The 19,704-nt window shown below is 67.7% G+C and carries 18 protein-coding genes; 15 read left to right on the top strand and 3 right to left on the bottom strand.

Annotated elements, in window-relative coordinates:
* Window positions 1–7: 7 nt before the first annotated feature.
* The gene (locus BACI349Y_RS11295) at window positions 8–496 is read right to left on the bottom strand and encodes a DUF3093 domain-containing protein (protein ID WP_159632178.1); all 489 of its coding nucleotides are present in this window, start codon (window positions 494–496) and stop codon (window positions 8–10) included.
* A gap of 110 nt (window positions 497–606) precedes the next feature.
* Here BACI349Y_RS11295 and dut point away from each other — a divergent pair, with 110 nt between their 5' ends.
* The 4 genes from dut to BACI349Y_RS11275 all read left to right on the top strand — a co-directional run bounded on the left by dut (window position 607) and on the right by BACI349Y_RS11275 (window position 3,008).
* Window positions 607–1,065, top strand: coding sequence for a dUTP diphosphatase (gene dut / locus BACI349Y_RS11290; protein ID WP_159632177.1), 459 nt, complete (start codon window positions 607–609; stop codon window positions 1,063–1,065).
* 107 nt (window positions 1,066–1,172) lie between these two features.
* The gene (locus BACI349Y_RS11285; protein ID WP_159632176.1) at window positions 1,173–1,886 is read left to right on the top strand and encodes a DUF3710 domain-containing protein; all 714 of its coding nucleotides are present in this window, start codon (window positions 1,173–1,175) and stop codon (window positions 1,884–1,886) included.
* 100 nt (window positions 1,887–1,986) lie between these two features.
* Window positions 1,987–2,238, top strand: coding sequence for a hypothetical protein (locus tag BACI349Y_RS11280; RefSeq protein ID WP_307489592.1), 252 nt, complete (start codon window positions 1,987–1,989; stop codon window positions 2,236–2,238).
* Entirely contained in the window at window positions 2,235–3,008 is a 774-nt protein-coding gene (locus BACI349Y_RS11275; RefSeq protein WP_159632175.1) for a DUF3159 domain-containing protein, read from the top strand. The genes BACI349Y_RS11280 and BACI349Y_RS11275 overlap by 4 nt, the downstream gene beginning before the upstream one ends.
* Before the next feature lie 24 nt (window positions 3,009–3,032).
* Here the strand turns inward: BACI349Y_RS11275 and BACI349Y_RS11270 are convergent, their stop codons facing one another.
* Both BACI349Y_RS11270 and BACI349Y_RS11265 read right to left on the bottom strand, forming a co-directional pair.
* Complete coding sequence (locus BACI349Y_RS11270) at window positions 3,033–3,791, bottom strand: potassium channel family protein (RefSeq protein ID WP_159632174.1); 759 nt, start codon at window positions 3,789–3,791, stop codon at window positions 3,033–3,035.
* Window positions 3,788–4,462: a potassium channel family protein gene (locus tag BACI349Y_RS11265; RefSeq protein WP_159632173.1), complete on the bottom strand. Its 675-nt coding sequence runs from the start codon at window positions 4,460–4,462 to the stop codon at window positions 3,788–3,790. The genes BACI349Y_RS11270 and BACI349Y_RS11265 overlap by 4 nt, the downstream gene beginning before the upstream one ends.
* Window positions 4,463–4,580: 118 nt before the next feature.
* On the opposite strand from BACI349Y_RS11265, the gene BACI349Y_RS11260 reads away from it, so the two are divergent.
* From BACI349Y_RS11260 to BACI349Y_RS11210, 11 genes are all read left to right on the top strand, one after another.
* Window positions 4,581–6,557 (top strand): APC family permease, encoded by a 1,977-nt coding sequence (locus BACI349Y_RS11260; RefSeq protein ID WP_159632172.1) that lies wholly within the window; start codon window positions 4,581–4,583, stop codon window positions 6,555–6,557.
* Window positions 6,558–6,598: 41 nt separating this feature from the next.
* Complete coding sequence (locus tag BACI349Y_RS11255; protein WP_159635555.1) at window positions 6,599–7,960, top strand: class I SAM-dependent RNA methyltransferase; 1,362 nt, start codon at window positions 6,599–6,601, stop codon at window positions 7,958–7,960.
* 166 nt (window positions 7,961–8,126) lie between these two features.
* Window positions 8,127–10,952 (top strand): aconitate hydratase, encoded by a 2,826-nt coding sequence (locus tag BACI349Y_RS11250; RefSeq protein WP_159632171.1) that lies wholly within the window; start codon window positions 8,127–8,129, stop codon window positions 10,950–10,952.
* 130 nt (window positions 10,953–11,082) lie between these two features.
* Window positions 11,083–13,056, top strand: coding sequence for a 1-deoxy-D-xylulose-5-phosphate synthase (gene dxs / locus BACI349Y_RS11245; RefSeq protein ID WP_159632170.1), 1,974 nt, complete (start codon window positions 11,083–11,085; stop codon window positions 13,054–13,056).
* Window positions 13,053–13,673, top strand: a complete 621-nt coding sequence (locus BACI349Y_RS11240) for a DUF402 domain-containing protein (protein ID WP_159632169.1) — start codon at window positions 13,053–13,055, stop codon at window positions 13,671–13,673. Before dxs ends, BACI349Y_RS11240 begins: the two co-directional genes overlap by 4 nt.
* On the top strand, window positions 13,670–14,230 hold the full coding sequence (locus BACI349Y_RS11235; RefSeq protein ID WP_159632168.1) for a hypothetical protein: 561 nt from the start codon (window positions 13,670–13,672) through the stop codon (window positions 14,228–14,230). Before BACI349Y_RS11240 ends, BACI349Y_RS11235 begins: the two co-directional genes overlap by 4 nt.
* 9 nt (window positions 14,231–14,239) lie before the next feature.
* Window positions 14,240–15,217: an aldo/keto reductase gene (locus tag BACI349Y_RS11230; protein ID WP_159632167.1), complete on the top strand. Its 978-nt coding sequence runs from the start codon at window positions 14,240–14,242 to the stop codon at window positions 15,215–15,217.
* A 6-nt stretch (window positions 15,218–15,223) separates the two neighbouring features.
* Complete coding sequence (locus BACI349Y_RS11225; RefSeq protein ID WP_159632166.1) at window positions 15,224–16,249, top strand: nucleoside hydrolase; 1,026 nt, start codon at window positions 15,224–15,226, stop codon at window positions 16,247–16,249.
* Between the two features lie 186 nt (window positions 16,250–16,435).
* A complete protein-coding gene (locus tag BACI349Y_RS11220; RefSeq protein WP_236560797.1) occupies window positions 16,436–17,332 on the top strand; it encodes an ECF transporter S component in 897 nt (298 codons plus the stop codon).
* A gap of 10 nt (window positions 17,333–17,342) precedes the next feature.
* Window positions 17,343–18,125 (top strand): energy-coupling factor transporter transmembrane component T, encoded by a 783-nt coding sequence (locus BACI349Y_RS11215; protein WP_159632165.1) that lies wholly within the window; start codon window positions 17,343–17,345, stop codon window positions 18,123–18,125.
* 4 nt (window positions 18,126–18,129) lie between these two features.
* Window positions 18,130–19,698, top strand: coding sequence for an ABC transporter ATP-binding protein (locus BACI349Y_RS11210; protein ID WP_159632164.1), 1,569 nt, complete (start codon window positions 18,130–18,132; stop codon window positions 19,696–19,698).
* Window positions 19,699–19,704 lie beyond the last annotated feature (6 nt).

Below are 19,704 nucleotides of genomic sequence, written 5' to 3'. Positions count from 1 at the left end.
GGGAGTGTCAGCGGCGGGCCAGGGCTGCCGTCAGTTGGTCAGGGTGGCGGGTCGAGGCCAGCCAGTAGGGGGTCCGGTCGGCCGGGTCAGTGATTTCGATCTTCACCACCGGATCGATCCAGCCGCGGATGCAAAGGTAGGCCAGCCCGTTCAGCCGGGTGCCGCGCTCCGCCGTCGCTTCGCCGGACGTGAACTGCTGCACACCGCCCACAAAGCGGCGTTCGATGGTGGCCCGTCCAACAGTGAGGGCGTCCGGCGTCACCGTGATGGAAGGCGTGGAAAGGACCAGGAGGACCGTGATGATGGCCAGGAGCACCAGTGCCGCGGTGTAGCCCGCTGCCATGCTGATGGGGGCGAAGACCAGGATGCCGGCCGCGGAGACACCGGCTGCGATAACCCAGATCCAGGCGTTGGGCCACAGCTTCTCCCGGTAAATAACCGGTCCGCCAGTGGAGGGGGTGCTGGGAACGGACGCGGGCGAGCTTGATTCGGGCATAGCCCAAGCTTTCCACCTTTGGCCCGCTATTTCACCTTGAGGCAAGCCTCCCGGCCAGTGCCGTGGCCGCGGGCTCCTTAGGACTGATTCGGGGGCGCGGGTTAGAGTGAGTGACCACCCTGCAGGTCCAGTTGAAAATGCTGGATCCGGAGCTGGAAGCGCCGTCCTACGCACATCCGGGCGACGCCGGCGCAGACCTCCGTGCCCGCGAGGACGTGGTCCTGCTGCCGGGGGAGCGCAAACTGGTCCCCACCGGCGTCGCTATCGCACTTCCGGAAGGGTTCGTGGCGCTGATCCACCCCCGCTCCGGCCTGGCCACCAAGCACGGCCTCACGATCGTCAACGCGCCCGGCACCGTCGATGCGGGCTACCGGGGCGAGATCTCGGTGACCCTGCTGAACACCGACTCCTCCCAGCCGATTGAGCTGCGCCGCGGCGATAGAATTGCCCAAATGGTCATCCAGCGGGTGGAGTACGCCCAGTTCATTCCTGTCAGCGAGTTGAGCGGTTCCGTGCGCGGCACGGGCGGCTTTGGGTCCACCGGCGGTTTCAACGTCCCCGGAGCCTGACACCAGGACGCACCCGCTGCCACGCCAGCACGCACGACGGCGGGACCTCCGCAGTTCCCACCGGCACCATTCAGAACTGGCACATTTTCAGGATTAAGGAGTCACCCATGGTCTTTGGGCTCGGCAGGAAAGCAAAGAATGAAGAGCCGGCGCAGCCGGCCGACGAGCTGACGATCGCGGAGGCCGGAGAAGGCGAACCGGGCACTGCCGCCCGCCGCCAGGACGGCCCCTTCGACGAGTCCGAAATCAGCAGCCGCGACGGCTTTGTTGACCTCGGCGCCCTGCTCATCACCCCGAGCGAGGGCCTTCAGCTCCGCCTTGAGGTGGAAGAGGCAACGCAGCGGGTAGTGGCAGTCACCCTGGACCTTAACGGCTCCAGCCTCCAGCTGCAGGCGTTCGCCGCCCCCAAGACAGAGACGCTCTGGGACGAGATCCGCGAACAGATCGGCCAGTCAGTCGGCGCGCAGGGCGGCCAGGTTGAAGAGATCGAAGGCGCTTTCGGCACCGAACTGGTGGCCAAGCTGCCCGCCGGACTTCCGGACGGCAGCCAGGGCTACCGGGTGGCCCGCTTCATCGGCGTCGACGGTCCCCGCTGGTTCCTGCGCGGCGTCCTGGGTGGACCCGCCGCGCTGGAACGCCCCGCCGCGGAACCGCTCGAGTCCCTGTTCCGGCAGGTCGTGGTGGTCCGCGGGGACAGCCCCATGCCGCCGCGCGATCTTCTGCAGCTCAGGCTGCCCAAGGACGCTTCAGCCACTCCTCCGCCCGCCGCACCCACCCTGGAGGAGCCCGAACGTGGTCCCGAAATTACCCAGATCGGCTGAGTCCCCGCAGGACGGAGCCACGCAGTCACCGCGTGGGATCACTCCGCTGGGCCAACTCCCCGACCGGGGCCGCGTCACGTGCCAGGGACACATCGACTCCGTGACGTTTGTACCTGCCGACCGGACTGCCGAATTCAGCGCCATCGTTTCGGAGGACGACGCCGCACGTCCGGCCGCTCCGGGACAGGGCCGGCCACCGCGGCTCCGCGTCGTCTGGCTGGGCCGCCGCCGGGTGCCGGGCATCGAAGCAGGTGCGGAAATCCGGGTCGAGGGGATGCTGGCCCGCGGCAAGGACATGCCCACCATATTCAATCCCCGCTACGAGATACTGTCCCGCCAGGAGAACGAATGACCGCGCACCAGCCCGAACAGCCCACCGGACCTGAGAAGCCCGGCAGGAACGGGCAGCAGCAGGGCGGCCCTCAGGCTCCAGGTCCGTCCCCGGTTGCCGGCCTCGCCGCTGAGTACGCTGCAAAGGCCGGACTCCACCGCACCCACGACGGACGCGTGGACGTCCTGCGGAGCGCCGGCGGAGTGCAGGGCATTGCGGAGAGCATCGTTCCCGGCCTTGTCTTCCTGGTGGCCTTCACCATCACCCGCGAGCTCACCCTGTCCCTGGTGGCCGCCCTGGCGTCGGCAGCTGTGTTCACCGTGGTCCGGCTGGTGCAGCGGCGCCCCCTGACCCAGGCGCTGGCGGGAGTGGCCGGCGTCGGCATTTCCGCCTGGCTGGCCAACACCACCGGAAAGGCGGAGGACTTCTACCTTCCCGGCTTCTTCACCAACGGCGCCTACATCCTGGCGATGGTCCTTTCCATTGCCGTCAAGTGGCCCGTGGCGGGCCTCCTCTTCGGTTTCATCCGCAATGAGGGCGTGGAGTGGCGCAAGGAACCGGCCCGGGTCAAGGCATACCGGCTGGGCACGTGGATCATTGTCGCGGTCCTGGCGCTCCGGCTCATCGTGCAGGTGCCCCTCTACCTCATGGGCACCGACGGCCTCGCCGCACTCGCCACCACCCGCCTCATCATGGGCGCACCCCTGTACATCCTCGGGATCTGGGTTGCGTGGCTGGTAACCCGGCCTGCTCCGGCCGAGCCTGAAGCCGGCGCAGACCGTACGGCCTGACGCCCAGGCCTCGCGGCGGCCGGCCTAGCCGTCGAAGCCGTCGTCGTCCAAAGCATGGCCGTGGCCGCCCGCGGTGGCCGGCTGGCCGTTGCCCGGGGCCTGTTCCCCGGCGTCGATGCTGCCCGGGGCGGACGAGAGCAGCTCCCGCAGTCCGTCCTCGGCAGTAATGGTGGTGACGAAGAAAAGTTCGTCCCCGCCGTCGATGACGTCGTCCCTGCTGGGCGTAATCGGCGCCTGGTCCCGCAGGATGGCCACCAGGGTGGCGTCCTCCGGCCAGTGAATGTCTCCCACGGTCATGCCGATGACGTGGGAGTCGTGGGGCACGGTGAATTCCACCAGGGACGCCACCCCGGTCTGCAGCGTCAGCAGGCGGACCAGGTCACCGATCTCCACTGCCTCCTCCACGAGGGCGGTCATCAGCTGCGGGGTGTTGACGGCTACATCAACACCCCAGGAGTCATTGAACATCCAGTCATTCTTCGGGTTGTTCACCCGGCCCACGGTGCGGCCAACACCGAACTCGGTCTTCGCCAGCAGGGACACCACCAGGTTCACTTTGTCATCGCCCGTTGCGGAGACTACGACGTCGGCGTCCTCCACCTTGGCGCCCTGCAGCGTGGAGAGCTCGCACGCGTCGCCCACCAGCCAGTGGGCGCCCCGCAGGCCGCTGCGGCCGATCACCTCGGGCTTGAGGTCGATCAGGAGGATCTCGTGCTTATGCGCCAGCAATTCCCTGGCGATGGATGATCCGACGCTGCCGGCGCCGACGATAACGACTTTCACTGATACTCCTTGGCGGGGGCTTTGGCGAGGATCTGGGCGATCTGTGCGCTGCGGTCCACCTGCAGCATGGCGTGCACGGTGTCACCGTCCTGGTACGCCGTTCCGGCGCCAGGCAGCAGGCCCTCGCCAAAGCGGGTGACATAGGCCACGCGGACATCGGCGGCCTTCTCAATGCTGCTGATCCGGTGCCCGATCCAGCCGGCGTCCAGGTCCAGTTCAGCCAGGACCAGCCGGCCCGAGGGCTCACGGAAATCACCGGCGAGATGTTGTTCGGGAAGGATGCGGCGCAGCACCTGGTCCGCGCTCCAGCGGACGGCGGCCACCGTGGGGATGCCCAGGCGCTGGTAGATTTCGGCGCGACCCGGATCGTAGATCCTGGCGACGACATGCGGAACGTGGAAGGTCTCGCGGGCAACCCGGGTGGCCAGGATGTTCGAGTTGTCACCGCTGGAAACGGCGGCGAAGGCGTAGGCCTCGCCAACTCCTGCCTGCTTGAGGGTCTCGCGGTCAAAGCCCACACCGGTCACCTTCCGGCCAGTGAAGCCCTGGCGGAGCCGGCGGAACGCGCGGTCATCCTGGTCGATGATGGCCACGGAATGACCGGCATCCTCCAGCGTGTGCGCCAGCGTTGCCCCCACCCGGCCACATCCCATGATCACGAAATGCGCCACCGTATCTCCTTTGTATCTAAGTCAGGATCGTGCAGCTAGAACTCTACCGGCATGGCCCTTGTTAGGCCTGGCAGCGGCCCGTCATGACATCGTCCGCGAATCAGACTAGCTTTGTGGGGTGTTGACAATACTGAACGCCGTCAAACGCGTGCTGGTGGGCAGGCCCTTCCGGAATGACCGACTGGCCCACACCCTCCTTCCCAAGAAGATCGCATTGCCGATCTTTGCGTCCGATGCCCTCTCTTCCGTAGCCTACGCACCGGACGAGATCCTGCTCACCCTGGCACTGGCCGGTGTCAGCGCCGTGGCGATCTCTCCGTGGGTCGGCCTGGCGGTGATGGTGGTGCTGCTGACCGTGGTGGCCTCCTACCGGCAGAACGTCCACGCGTACCCGTCAGGCGGCGGCGACTACGAGATCGCCAACGAGAACATGGGCAAGTACGCCGGCCTGACGGTGGCGTCCGCCCTCCTGGTGGACTACGTCCTGACCGTCGCCGTGTCGATGTCCTCCGCCGCGGCGTACCTGACCACGGCTGTGCCCTCGCTGCACGGCGAGCAGGCCGTCATCGCCACCATCGGCGTCGTCATCCTGGCCCTGGTGAACCTGCGCGGCATCAAGGAAGCGGGCAGCGTCTTCGCCGTCCCCACCTACATCTTCATGGCGTCCATCCTCGGCATGACCGCGGTGGGCATGTTCCAGGCCGCCACGGGGCAGTTGGGCGAGGCGCCGTCGGCTGCGTTCACCATTGTTCCCGCCGAAGGCTTCGACCAGGGCCTGGTGGGCCTGGCCGGCGCCTTCCTGCTGCTGCGGGCCTTCTCTTCGGGCGCCGCGGCCCTGACCGGCGTCGAAGCCATCAGCAACGGCGTTCCCAACTTCCGGCACCCCAAGAGCAAGAACGCAGCCACCACCCTGCTGCTCCTGGGCGTGATCGGCGCCGCCATGCTGGCGGGCATCATCTACCTGGCAAATGCCACCAAGGTCCACATTGTGCTGGACCCCGCCAAGGAATTCCTGCTGAACGGCAGCCCGCTGCCTGAGGGCTACATCCAGAACCCGGCCATCAGCCAGATCGCGCAGACCATCTTCGGCGAAGGGTCCATCCCCTTCTACATCGTGGTGGCCGCTACCGGCGTCATCCTGGTGTTCGCCTCCAACACCGCCTTCAACGGCTTCCCGGTCCTGGGTTCCATCCTCGCCCAGGACGGCTACCTGCCCCGCCAGCTCCGGACCCGCGGCGACCGGCTCGCGTTCAGCAACGGCGTGCTGGCCCTCGCGGCAGGCGCCCTGGTGCTCATTATTTCGTTCGACGCGGACGTCACCAAGCTCATCCAGCTCTACATTGTCGGCGTCTTCATTTCCTTCACGCTCAGCCAGCTCGGCATGATCCGGCACTGGGGGCGCGAGCTGAAACTGGCCAAGGACAAGGCCGTCCGGCGGAAGATGATCAAGTCCCGGACCATCAACAGCATCGGCTTCGGCATGACCGGCCTGGTGCTGGTCATCGTCCTCATCACCAAGTTCCAGCAGGGCGCCTGGATTGCCCTGCTGGCCATGTTCATCCTCTTCCTGATCATGTGGAGCATCCGGGCCCACTACGACAACGTCGCCAAGGAACTCGCCGTGGACGAGGACTCCTCACCGCGCGCCCTGCCCACCAGGGTCCACGCCGTCCTGCTGGTCTCCCACGTCCGCAAGCCGGTGCTGCGGGCCCTGGCCTACGCGCGGGCATCCCGCCCCTCCCGGCTGGACGCCATCACCGTGGACATCGACCCGGACGAGACCGCACACACCATCGCGGACTGGGAAAAACTTGAGATCCCGGTGCCGCTGACCGTGCTCGCCAGCCCGTACCGCGAGACCGTCACGCCCATCATGGACTACGTCAAGCAGATGCGCCTGGATTCCCCGCGGGACCTAGTGGTGGTCTACATCCCCGAGTACGTGGTGGGCAAGTGGTGGGAGCAGTTGGTTCACAACCAGACCGCCCTCCGCATCAAGACCCGGCTGCACTTTGAACCGGGAGTCATGGTGGCCAGCGTTCCCTGGCAGCTCAAATCCTCCGAAGAAGCCAAGAACCTCCAGGATGTCCAGTGACCGCCAACCCTTCCGCCGCTTTGCCGGCATCAGATACTTCCCTGCCCGCAGGGGATGAAACCGGCCACACCGGTGAGGAGGCCGTCCTCGACGTCGGTCCGGTGGCCCACGGCGGGCACTGCGTGGCGCGCCATGAGGGCCGCGTGGTCTTTGTCCGGCACGCCATTCCGGGGGAGAAGGTCCGCGTCAGGCTCACCGACGCCGCGGACGGCGCCAAGTTCTGGCGGGCCGATGTCATCGAGGTGCTGGAAGCATCGCCGGACCGGGTGGAACACTTCTGGCACGTGGCCGATTCCCTGCGCGCCTGGGGCCACGGCCACCCGCCGGTGGGCGGGGCCGAGTTCGGGCACATGACCCTGGCCCGGCAGCGTAGCCTGAAAGCGGACGTCGTGGCAGAACAGCTCACCCGGCTGGCCGGCTTCGACCAGGTGCCGTCCGTATGGACCGGCGGGGTCGAACGCGTAGGGGAAGCGGACGACGGCGGCACCGGCCTGGGGTGGCGCACGCGGGCGAGTTTTTCGGTCACCCCGGGCGGCAGGCTCGGGATGCACGCCCACCGCTCCAACCACATCGTTGCGGTGCGGGAGATGCCCCTGGCAAGCGAAGCCATCAACGCACTGCGCCTGTGGGACCTGGACCTGCAGGGCATCGAACGGGTTGAGGTGGCCGCGCCGGCCAACGGTTCCCGGCCCCTGGTGCTCCTGGCCCCCGCGCCGGGCACCAAGGACAAGCGGCTGCGGGCGATCGCCGCGGCGCTGCCGGCGGACGCATCGGTGGCAGCCTTCGATCCGCAGGCCGGCACCGTCACGCAGCTCCGGGGACGCACCTGGGTGCAGGAATCCGCCGCCGGCCATGACTACCGGGTGACCGGCGAGGGTTTCTGGCAGATCCACCGCGACGCGCCCGGGACCCTTGTGGGGGCTGTCACAGAATTCCTCCGGCAGGGTGACTTCCTGAACCCCGGAGCCGTGGTCGCCGACCTCTACGCGGGCGCCGGGCTCTTCACCGCCGTGCTGGCTGATGCCGTAGGGGAGACGGGGTCCGTCCTCTCGGTTGAAGGGGCGCCGGGGGCAAGCCGGGATGCCCGGAAGAACCTGCACTCCGCACCGCAGGTGGAGGTGGTCCAGGGGCGCGTGGAGCGGGTCCTGCGCCAGAAACCGCGGAACTTCGACGCCCTGGTCCTCGACCCTCCCCGCGCCGGAGCCGGGAAAGCCGTTGTCGGCCAACTCGTCGCGTCGCAGCCCCGGGCCATTGCCTATGTGTCCTGCGATCCGGCGTCGTTCGCGCGTGACCTCGGTTACTTCCGACGCTCCGGGTGGGAGCTCGCCGGGCTGCGGGCCTTCGACCTGTACCCCCACACCCACCACCTCGAGACAGTGGCACTGCTGACTCCGGCTCCATGATGCCGCCACGGTTTTCGACTACGATGGCCGTAGTAGTCCCACGTCGCGCCCGAATTCTCGGCCGGCCGTGTGCAAATTTTCGGGCCCTGGAACTACTTAGGGCTTCCTAACTAGCAGGCGGTCAACCGCGCGACAAAGATGAAACTGTTGCGAGAGGAGTCCTGCGATGAGCACTGTGGACAGCTTCGGTTCAAAAGGCAAACTTAATGTAGCCGGAACCGAGTACGAAATTTTCCGGTTGAACTCCGTTGAAGGTGCAGAAAACCTTCCGTTCAGCCTCAAGGTATTGCTTGAAAACCTGCTGAGGACCGAGGACGGCGCGAACATCACTGCCGATCACGTTCGCGCTTTGGCAGGCTGGGATCCGAATGCGGAACCCGATACAGAAATCCAGTTCACGCCGGCGCGCGTGATCATGCAGGACTTCACCGGTGTTCCCTGCGTGGTCGACCTGGCCACCATGCGTGAAGCCGTCAAGGACCTGGGTGGCGATCCCAAGCGGGTCAACCCGCTGGCACCGGCCGAAATGGTCATCGACCACTCCGTCCAGATCGACGCCTTCGGCAACTCCGGCGCACTGGAGCGCAACATGGAGATCGAATACCAGCGCAACGGTGAGCGCTACCAGTTCCTGCGCTGGGGCCAGACCGCATTTGACGACTTCAAGGTGGTCCCCCCGGGAACCGGCATCGTGCACCAGGTCAACATTGAATACCTGGCCCGCACCGTCATGACCCGCGAAGTGGACGGTGCACTGCGCGCCTACCCCGACACCTGCGTTGGCACCGACTCGCACACCACCATGGTCAACGGCCTGGGCGTGCTGGGCTGGGGCGTGGGCGGCATCGAAGCCGAGGCAGCAATGCTTGGCCAGCCCGTCTCCATGCTCATCCCGCGCGTCGTGGGCTTCAAGCTCAGCGGCAGCATCCCCGCCGGCGCCACCGCAACCGACGTGGTGCTGACCATCACCGAAATGCTGCGCAAGCACGGCGTGGTGGGCAAGTTCGTGGAGTTCTACGGTGAGGGCGTCGCGGCCGTGCCGCTGGCCAACCGCGCCACCATCGGCAACATGAGCCCCGAGTTCGGCTCCACCGCCGCCATGTTCCCCATCGACGACGTGACCCTGGACTACCTGCGCCTCACCGGCCGGTCCGAGCAGAACGTTGCCCTCGTGGAGTCCTACGCCAAGGAACAGGGCTTGTGGCACGATCCTTCCCGCGACATCAAGTTCTCCGAGTACCTGGAACTGGACCTGTCCACGGTTGTTCCGTCGATCGCCGGCCCCAAGCGCCCGCAGGACCGCATCGAGCTGACCGAGGCCAAGGACGAGTTCCGCCACGACCTGCTCAACTACGTCTCGCACGACGCGAACGCGGGCACCCTGGACGAGTCCCTCGAGGAGAGCTTCCCGGCTTCGGACGCGCCGTCCTTCACGGGCGGAGCGACCCATATCTCGGACACCGACCGCGAACCGCCGAAGTACTCCGCAGCGCATGGCGGCGCCGGGCGGATCTCCAACCCGGTGCCCGTAAAGATGGCTGACGGCCGCGAGTTTGAGCTGGACCACGGCGCGGTAACCATTGCGTCCATCACGTCCTGCACCAACACGTCCAACCCCTCGGTCATGCTCGCCGCCGCCGTGCTGGCGCGCAACGCCGTCGAAAAGGGCCTCACCGCCAAGCCGTGGGTCAAGACCTCCGTCGCCCCCGGCTCCAAGGTAGTCACCGACTACTACGAGAAGTCCGGCCTGACCCCGTACCTGGAGAAGCTCGGCTTCTACATCGTGGGCTACGGCTGCGCCACCTGCATCGGCAACTCGGGCCCGCTGGAAGCAGAGATCTCCGAGGCCATCCAGGCCAACGACCTCGCCGTCAGCGCCGTCCTGTCCGGCAACCGCAACTTCGAAGGCCGCATCAACCCGGACGTGAAGATGAACTACCTGGCGTCCCCGCCGCTGGTCATCGCCTACGCCCTGGCCGGTTCCATGGACTTCGACTTCGAGGCCGACCCGCTCGGCAAGGACGAGGCCGGCAACGACGTCTTCCTGAAGGACATCTGGCCCAACCCGGTTGAGGTCCAGCAGGTCATCGACTCGTCGATCGACAAGGACATGTTCGCCAAGGGCTACGAGGGCGTCTTCGAGGGCGACGACCGCTGGAAGGCACTGGACACCCCCGCCGGCGACACCTTCGCCTGGGACCAGAACTCCACCTACGTCCGGAAGCCCCCGTACTTCGAGGGCATGAAGGCCCAGCCGGAGCCCGTCAAGGACATCTCGGGCGCCCGCGTGCTCCTGAAGCTCGGCGACTCCGTCACCACCGACCACATCTCCCCGGCCGGTTCCTTCAAGTCCGACACCCCGGCCGGCCAGTACCTGCTGGCCAACGGCGTGGAGCGCAAGGACTTCAACTCCTACGGTTCGCGCCGTGGCAACCACGAAGTGATGATCCGCGGCACGTTCGCGAACATCCGTATCAAGAACCAGCTCCTGGACGGCGTTGAGGGTGGCTTCACCCGCGACTTCACCCAGGCTGACGGCCCGCAGGCATACGTCTACGACGCCGCGCAGAACTACCAGGCAGCCGGCACCCCGCTGGTGGTCCTGGCAGGCAAGGAATACGGTTCCGGGTCATCGCGCGACTGGGCTGCCAAGGGCACCGCACTGCTGGGCGTCAAGGCCGTCATCGCCGAGAGCTACGAGCGCATCCACCGCTCCAACCTCATCGGCATGGGCGTCCTGCCGCTGCAGTACCCGGCCGGCGAGAACGCTGCCAGCCTGGGCCTGACCGGCACGGAAACCTTCTCGGTGGAGGGCGTCACCGCCCTCAACGAGGGCAGCACGCCCAAGACCCTGAAGGTCACCGCCACCGCAGAGGACGGCTCCTCGAAGTCCTTCGACGCGGTGCTCCGCATCGACACCCCGGGCGAAGCGGACTACTACCGCAACGGCGGCATCCTGCAGTACGTGCTGCGCCAGATTTCCGCCAACTAGCGGGAACTGCCGCCCAGGCACCAACCTCCCCGAAGCCCCGGCCGGTCACCGACCAGCCGGGGCTTCGGCTTTGCATTCACACCAAGGCGTTAGAGTTAAACGGCACGTCTACCACCCGAAGGAGGGGTCATTGGGAATCTTGGACACCATCCGGAATCCGCAGGACCTGAACGAGTTGACCGAGGAACAGCTGGAACAGTTGGCTTCGGAGATCAGGGATTTCCTGATCACGAACGTCTCCCAGACGGGCGGCCACCTTGGGCCCAACCTCGGCGTCGTGGAACTGACGCTGGCCGTGCACCGCATCTTCGAATCCCCCCGCGACAGCATCGTCTTTGACACAGGGCACCAGTCCTACGTCCACAAGCTGCTCACCGGACGCCAGGACTTCAGCACGCTCCGCCAGGAAGGCGGGCTCTCCGGCTACCCGGACAGGGCCGAATCGGAACACGACATTGTGGAAAGCTCCCACGCGTCGTCGTCCCTGTCCTGGGCCGACGGCATTTCCCGGGCTCGCCAGCTCACCGGCGAAGGCGACCGGCATGTGGTGGCCATCATCGGCGATGGTGCCCTCACCGGCGGCATGGCCTGGGAAGCCATCAACAACATCGCGGCTGACAAGAAACGCCGCGTGGTCATCGTGGTCAACGACAACGGCCGGTCCTACGCCCCCACGGTGGGCGGCTTCGCCGACTACTTGGCGTCCCTGCGCCCCACCATCGACTCCTTCCGCGCCGCTCCCGCATACGAGGGCGCGCTTGACTGGTGGAAGAAGAAGCTCCAGGACGGCGGCCCCGTGGGGCAGTTCACCTACAAGAGCCTGCACGCCATGAAGAAGGGCATCAAGGACTGGTGGGCGCCGCAGGGCATGTTCGAGGACCTCGGCATGAAGTACATCGGCCCGGTGGACGGCCATAACCTCCAGGCCATGGAGCACGCGCTCTCCACTGCCCGGAACTACGGCGGCCCCGTGATCGTCCACGCCATGACGGAAAAGGGCCACGGCTACGCTCCGGCCCGGGCCCATGAAGCGGACCAGTTCCACGCTGTCGGCATCATTGACCCCGAAACGGGTGAGCCCACCGGCGCCGGCGGCGCCCAGTCCTGGACCTCCGTGTTCGCGGACGAGATCGCCGCCATCGCCGACGAACGCGACGACATCGTGGGCATCACAGGGGCCATGCTGATCCCGGTGGGCCTGCACAAATTCGCGGCCAAGCATCCCAAGCGCGTCATCGACGTCGGCATCGCGGAACAGCATGCGCTCACCGCAGCTGCGGGCATGGCTTTCGGCGGACTGCACCCGGTGGTGGCGGTGTACGCCACCTTCCTGAACCGGGCATTCGACCAGCTCCTCATGGACGTCGCCCTCCACAAGGCCGGCGTCACGATCGTCCTTGACCGGGCCGGCGTTACCGGCCCGGACGGCGCCAGCCACCACGGCATGTGGGACATGGCCATGGTCCAGATCGTCCCCGGATTGCACCTTGCCGCGCCCCGCGACGCCACTCGGCTCCGCGAGGAGCTGCGCGAAGCCGTTGCCATCAGCGATGCCCCCAGCGTCGTCCGCTTCTCCAAGGGATCCGTTGGCCCCGCCGTCGAGGCCCTGGAACGGCTCAGCGACGGCGTGGACATCCTGGCCCGCAGGCCTTCAGGCTCCACGGAAAACGACGTGCTGATCGTCAGCGTGGGCGCCATGGCCGAACTGGCCCTGGACGTTTCCAACCGGCTTGGCGCGCAGGGCATCAGCACCACCGTGGTGGATCCCCGCTGGGTCCTTCCCGTCCGCCGTTCCATCATTGCGCTGGCCTCACACCACCGCCTGGTGATCTGCATCGAAGACGGCGTCCGCGCAGGCGGCGTCGGCTCGCGTATCCGGCAGGAGATGCGTGCCGCGGGCGTCGACACCGCCCTGAACGAGGTGGGCCTGCCGGTGGAGTTCCTCGACCACGGCACCCGCAACCAGGTGCTGGAGCGCGTTGGGCTGACCGCCCAGCAGATCACGCACGACGTCGTCGCGCAGGTCCTGGGAACGAAGGTTCCCTTTGCGCGGCCCCTCCCCGGGCAGCAGCACCCCACCACCGGCAGCCTTCCGATCCTGTGAGGGACGAGGACGAACTGAAGTACCCCGGACCGGCGGGGGAGTCCGGACCGGTCCTGCACACCACCACCACACGCGTTCCCAACGGGCTGGAGCCGGGCCAGCTGGTGGTGTCCAGGAACCGCAAATGGAACGGCAAAGCCCACTGGGTGGTGCCGGGGCGGTACCTGGGCGAGGACCAGCACGGGTGGTGGATCTTCCAGGGCACCAATGAGTTCTGTTCCCGGCCCGGCGCCGCGTTCTACACCCGCTCGGACGCTGTCCTGCTGGTGCCGCGCCAGGGTGACTGGGTGGCCACGTTCTACGACTCCGCCCACCCCGGCGGAGTGCGGGTCTACATCGACCTCGCCGTGGGCCACGAGTGGACACACATCCGGCCTGCGGTAACCGAGTTCCATGTCATCGACATGGACCTGGACGTCATCCGGACCGCCGACCGCGGCGTCTTCATCGACGACCAGGACGAGTTCGCGGAACACAGCGTTTCCATGCACTACCCCCACCGTCTGATCGAGGACATCCAGGCCGCGGCGGACGGGCTCTACCACGCCGTCAAGGCACAGCACGCGCCTTTCGACGGCACCGACGTTGAATGGTTTACCAAAGGACGCACCACATGAGCGGCATTGTCAGGGTCTACAAACGTGACGACGAGGGCGCCCTCCAGTTCCGGGAAGCCTGGTTCGACGAGGAGTACTCCCAGTTCGTGATGAACTTCGGTGCCGTGGGGCACCAGAGCAAGACCGAGGAAACCGACGTCCCCGATGCCGGTGCTGCAGACGGCCTCCTGGACGCCTTTGCCGCACAGTGCGCCGAGGACGGCTACGCGGAGATCCCCAACGAGGAGCAGTTTTGGGTGGTGGCACAGTTCGCCCTCAAGACCAGGGAAGGCACCGACCGGGACCGCCGCCTTGAGCAAAAGGCCAAGGACGCCCTCATCAGCCACCTGGCCTGGCGCGGCCTGGGAACAGTGGAACGGTCCGAATTCACCGACTACAAGCTGAACATCTTCTGCCTGTGCCCGGACGTCAACAAGGCAGTCAACGCCATCAAGGTGTGCGCCCGCGGCGAGGACCTCGACTTCACCAAGCTCAGCATCGCGGCCGCCCCGTTCAGCGACCCCGACCAGTACAAGCTCAAGCACTCCGCCAAGCCCGCCAGCAGCTTCAGCCTCTAGGAGATCCCCGTGACCAGTTACCGCCGCGTTGGAAAATCAGGCCTCACCGTCTCCACCGTTGGCCTGGGCTGCAACAACCTGGGCCGCGCCAACACCGCCACGGAGTCGCAGGACGCCACGGACGCGGTGGTCAACGCCGCCATCGACTCCGGCATCACGCTGTTCGATGTGGCAGACAACTACGGCAGGGAAACGGGACTCAGCGAAACCATGCTGGGCAAGGCCCTCGGCAGCCGGCGCGGGGACGTGGTGGTTGCCACCAAATTCGGGATGGATGCCAAGGGGGCCAATGGTCCGGACTTCGGCGCCCGTGGTTCCCGGCGGTACATCATCCAGGCGGTGGAGGCCTCGCTGCGGCGGCTCGGTACCGACTGGATAGACCTTTACCAGTTCCACACCCCCGATCCGCTCACGCCCATCGACGAAACCCTGTCCGCGCTGGACACCTTGGTCCGCAGCGGCAAAGTCCGCTACATCGGCCACTCCAACCGCTCCGGCTGGCAGATCGCCCAAGCGGAATACGTGGCCCGCGAACTGGGCACCGCACGGTTCATCTCCTCGCAAAACCACTACAACCTCCTGGACCGGCGCGCCGAACTGGAGGTGACCCCGGCGGCGGAGGAATTCGGCCTGGGCGTCCTGCCATACTTCCCGCTGGCCAACGGCCTGCTGACCGGCAAGTATTCGCCGGGCCACGCTCCGGAAGGATCCCGGCTCAGCCACACCCGCACCAACATGGTGGACGACGCCGACTGGGACCAGCTGGGAAGGTACAGCGCCTTCGCGAAGGAGCGCGGCCTGACCGAGATCGAGGTGGCCTTCTCCTGGCTCGCCGCCCAGCCCTCGGTGGCCAGTGTCATCGCCGGCGCCACCAGGCCGGAACAGGTCCGGCAAAACGCGGAAGCGGCGGACTGGGTGCCCACCCCGGAGGACCTGGCCGCCCTGGACGGGATCTTCCCCGCCGTGCCCAAGGTCGCGCTCTTCTAGGCAACAGTGCCCGCCTACCTCCTGGACGTCGATACCGGCATCGACGATGCCCTGGCCCTTGCCTATCTTGCCGCCCTCCCGGACACGGAGTTCGTGGCGGTCACGGCCACCCCGGGCAACGTCGACGCCGACCAGGTGGCGCGCAACACCCTCGCCCTGCTGGAGCTGTGCGGGCGCCCTGGAGTGCAGGTGGCGGTGGGTGCCCGGAAGCCCCTGTCCATCCCCCTGATCACGACCCCGGAAACGCATGGGCCGCAGGGAATCGGCTACGCGGTGCTGCCTGAACCATCAGGCCAACCCAGTCCGCAGAATGCAGTGGACCTGTGGATCGAGCACGCCAGGGCCAGGCCGGGGGAGTTGACCGCGCTCATTACCGCTCCGCTCACCAACTTCGCTTTGGCCCTGCGGCAGGAACCGGAACTTCCCGATCTCCTGGCCAAAGTGGTAATCATGGGCGGCGCCTTCTACCACCAGGGCAACACCACACCCACCGCCGAGTGGAACACCCACGTGGATCCGCACGCGGCCAGGGAGGTCTACGCCGCCTACCGCGGCCGGCCGCTGGAGAAACTGCCCATCGTCTGCTCACTGGACACCACAGAACGCATGGAAATGCACCCGGCCCACGTCAGGGCGCTGGCCCGGGCTGCGGGCGCCGCCGTTCCGGAGCTGGTACTCCCGGAAGACCCTGAGGGCCGCCGCAGCACTTCCGACAACACCCTTATCAGGCACCTTTCGGACGCCCTGCGCTTCTACTTCGAGTTCCACCGGCTCTATGACCAGGGCTACCTAGCCCACGTCCATGACTTCTTTGCCGCCGGGGTGGCCGCCGGCACCCTTGAGTACGCCGCGCGCCCGGCCACGGTGGACGTCGAAACGGAATCGGGGCTCCTCATGGGAACAACCGTGGCAGACTTTCGCGGGCTTTGGGGCGCACCCCCGAATGCCCGGATCGTGTCCGCCAACAACCCGGAGCAGGCGTTCGGTGAGCTGGTGTCCGCCGTGGGGCGCCTGGCCCGGAAGACGGGGTGAGGCAGGCGATCCACGGCCGGCGCGGCAGGAACATCCTGCCCGGGACGCTGCCGGAGGATGGCCGGTAGAATGGGCTCCGGACCGGCCCGGCGCAGTTGCCGCCGGCTGCTGCCGAGGTGACATAGGCAGCCACATCCCGGCCCGGTACTGCCGGGCCACTGCCAGCACCCCAAAGGAACATTCCCCATGTCATCGCCCTCTTTGACGCTTCCGTCCCAGGAACGCCCCGCGGCCCGCCGCCGGCTGCTGGAGATCCTCGGCGCCCTGGCCATTGCCGCCACGTACGTCTACCTGGTCCTTAACCAGCCCGCAGACATCACCGGGGGTCCGGGCAGCGCATCGGCCCTGATCGCCCTCACCGGTTTCCTGGCAGGAGCGGTCCTGCTGATCGTCGCCGTGCTCCCCACCCTTCCTGCCTCCACCCTGGTGCTGATCCCGGTGGCGCTGGTCCTGAACATCGTGCTGGGCCAGTTTGTCGGCAGCACCCTGGTTCCCTTCTACCTCGACGCCATCGGCACGGTGCTGATCGCCGTTCTGGCCGGCCCGGCCGCCGGTGCCGCCACCGGCGCGCTCAGCAGCATTGTCTGGTCCTTCTTCAACCCCACCGTGCTGCCGTTCGCGGCAGGCGCCGCGCTCATCGGCTGCCTGGCCGGCCTCGCGGCACGCTACGGCCTCTTCCGCCGCTTCTACCTTGCCCCGGTTGCCGGCTTCGTCACCGGGATCATCGCAGGCGTCGTGTCCGCCCCCGTGGCAGCCTTCGTCTTCGGCGGAACGTCGGGCGTGGCCACCGGCGCCATCGTCAGTGCCTTCCGGGCCATGGGGGACACCCTCCTGGCCGCCATCACCAAGCAGGCACTCCTGTCCGACCCCATGGACAAGGCCATCGTGTTCACCATCGTGGCCGTCCTGGTCTACGCGCTGCCGCGCCGGACGCGGCAGCAGTTCCCCTTCATCCGCCGCCACCGGGTGCTCGCCGGCAGCAGCCCGGCCCCGGCGCCGCAGACGGGTGCGCACGCCGACGGTTCGAAGCAGGCACCGGGTACTGCGTCGGGACCGGCCAGCGATTCAGCGCTGAACGGCTGACCCAAGCACCGTGACAGCATCCCCGGCGGGCAGGACCGCGGCCCCGGCCAGGCGGGAGCGGCTTAATCCGCTGACCTCACTTGCCGCTGCCGCCAGCACCGCGGTCATGACGACGGCGGCAGCAAGCTGGGTGCTCTCAGGCACCGTGGCTGCAGCCTGCCTTGGCCTGTCACTGGCCACGGGCGCGGCCCGCCGCGTTGTGCCGGCTGCCGCGGCAGTCCTGGTCCCCCTCGGCCTTTCATTGCTGGTGCTGCACGGCCTCTTCTTCCCGGAAGGAAGGACCGTGCTGGCCGAGTGGGGACCTGCCCGCATCACGGCAGAGGGCCTGCAGTTTGCAGTGCAGCGCATCCTGCAGCTTGCCGCGGTGGTCCTGGCCCTGCTGCTGTTTTCCTTCAGTGTCAGCGTCCCGGACCTCGTGGCGGCCTTGTCGGCCCGCGGCGTGCAGGGCCGGTTCGCTTTCGTCCTGGCCTCCACCCTGACCCTGCTGCCGGCCATTGCCGGCCGGGCGCGCCGGATCCGGGAGGCGCAGGAATCGCGCGGCCTGGTCATCACCCGCGGGCTGCTGTCCAGGGTGGCGGCGTTCCGGCTGCAGGCGGTTCCCTTGGTCCTGTCCCTGATCGAGGATGCAGGGACCCGGGCCGCTGCCCTGGAAGCTCGTGGACTGGGCAACCCCGGACCACGGACTACCTACCGGGAAGTGCCCGATTCCACCGCCCAGCGGGCAGTGCGGGCCGTCCTGGTGGTGGCGGCACTGGCCGCACTGATTCTCCGGGTGGTGCAGTCGGGTGCCTGAACGCATGGCTTCTGCCGGCCGCGCCGTCCCCCTGGACAGCCCCGTGCTGGCTGCCGGGATCCGGAACTTTACCTTCCACGATGGGCATGCCCCCGCCCTTCATGACCTGGCTGTTTCCGTTGCGCCGGGCTCCTTCACGGCCATCCTCGGCGCATCCGGGAGTGGCAAGTCCACGCTGGGCCGGTTGCTGTCCGGCTGGCTGGCACCGGGCGGCCACGGCAGGCTGGCGGGATTCCTTGAGCTGGCCGGCACACGGCTGGACTTCGACGGCGGCACCGGGGACCCCCGGATCGATCCCGCCCAGTGGGGCCGGCAGGTGGGTTTCGTGCCCCAGGACCCTGCCGGCGTCCTGTCCACCGTCCGGGCCACGGTGGCCGAGGAACTCGCATTCGGTCTGGAAAACACCGGCATGGACCGTGCCGGGATGAAAGCCGCCGTGGAGCGAACCGCCGCGCTCCTGGGGCTCGCCGGCCAACTGGACCAGGACCCTGCCCGGCTGTCCGGCGGCCAGCTGCGGCGGCTGGCCATCGGCTGCGCGATCATCCCCGGACCTCCGGTGCTGGTCATGGACGAGCCCTTCGCCTCCCTGGACGCGGCAGGGGCCAACGAACTGGCCGTGTTGGTCCGGGACCTCCTCAAACAAGGCACCGCCGTCGTGGTCCTCAGCCAGGCGGTTGACCCGCTGCTGCTGGAGGCCGGCACTTGGCTGGTGCTGGCGGACGGCACGCTCACCTCCGGCGGGCCTCCTGCCGCGCCCAGGTCCGGCTCCGGGCTCCTGCCACCGGCCATCAGGCGCCTCGACCTGGAAACCGCTTCGAGCCCCGCGCCCCGGCCCTCCAGCCGCCGGGCGGTGGAGCTGCCTGCCGGCCCCGCGGCGCTGGAGCTGCGGAGGGTGTCCTTTGGATACCCTGAAGTGCCCGAACGCCGCCGCAGGCGTCGACGGCAGGAGCCGGGGCCGGACCGCCGCGCAATGGTGCTCCAGGACATCAACCTGTCAGTCCATCCGGGGGAAATCGTAGCTGTCACCGGCCCCAACGGTGCAGGGAAATCAACGCTCCTGAGGCACTTCAACGGCCTGCTCCGTCCCACCGCAGGCACTGTCCTGGTCCGCGGCGGCGACATCGCGGGAGCTCCGGTGGGAAAGACAGCGGCGTCCGTCGGCCTGCTCTTCCAGCAGCCCCGTGACCAGCTGTTCGAACGGACGGTGCTGCGGGAAGTCGGGTTCGGGCTGGACCGCCTGTTCAGTCCGGCGATGGCGGCCGATTACGCAGCCGCGGCGCTGGAGGCTGTCGGCCTCGCAGGTACGGCCCAGGAACATCCTGCCGAGCTGCCGGCGTCCGCCCAGCGACTGTTGGCCCTGGCCACCGTCCTGGCCCGCCGGCCTGCCGTCCTGGCGCTGGACGAACCGACGGTGGCGCTGGACGGCGACGGACTCGCGCTGCTCGATACAGCCGTACGGTCGGCAGCGGAGGCGGGCGCCGCCGTCGTGCTGGTCACCCATGAACTGGGCTATGCACGCGCGGCGGCGCACCGCATCCTGGCGCTCGACGGCGGCCGGCTGGTACCGGCCTGACCGCCG

The sequence above is a fragment of the Arthrobacter sp. 8AJ genome, from assembly GCF_902506025.1.
In the GTDB taxonomy this organism is placed as follows: Bacteria; Actinomycetota; Actinomycetes; order Actinomycetales; family Micrococcaceae; genus Arthrobacter.
This window is presented reverse-complemented; position numbering and strand designations above follow the sequence as displayed.

Coding starts and splice junctions, on each gene's coding strand:
- BACI349Y_RS11295 (WP_159632178.1), bottom strand. CDS start 496: ATGCCCGAATCAAGCTCGCCCGCGTCCGTTCCCAGCACCCCCTCCACT.
- BACI349Y_RS11285 (WP_159632176.1), top strand. CDS start 1,173: ATGGTCTTTGGGCTCGGCAGGAAAGCAAAGAATGAAGAGCCGGCGCAG.
- BACI349Y_RS11275 (WP_159632175.1), top strand. CDS start 2,235: ATGACCGCGCACCAGCCCGAACAGCCCACCGGACCTGAGAAGCCCGGC.
- BACI349Y_RS11250 (WP_159632171.1), top strand. CDS start 8,127: ATGAGCACTGTGGACAGCTTCGGTTCAAAAGGCAAACTTAATGTAGCC.
- BACI349Y_RS11235 (WP_159632168.1), top strand. CDS start 13,670: ATGAGCGGCATTGTCAGGGTCTACAAACGTGACGACGAGGGCGCCCTC.
- BACI349Y_RS11220 (WP_236560797.1), top strand. CDS start 16,436: ATGTCATCGCCCTCTTTGACGCTTCCGTCCCAGGAACGCCCCGCGGCC.
- BACI349Y_RS11210 (WP_159632164.1), top strand. CDS start 18,130: ATGGCTTCTGCCGGCCGCGCCGTCCCCCTGGACAGCCCCGTGCTGGCT.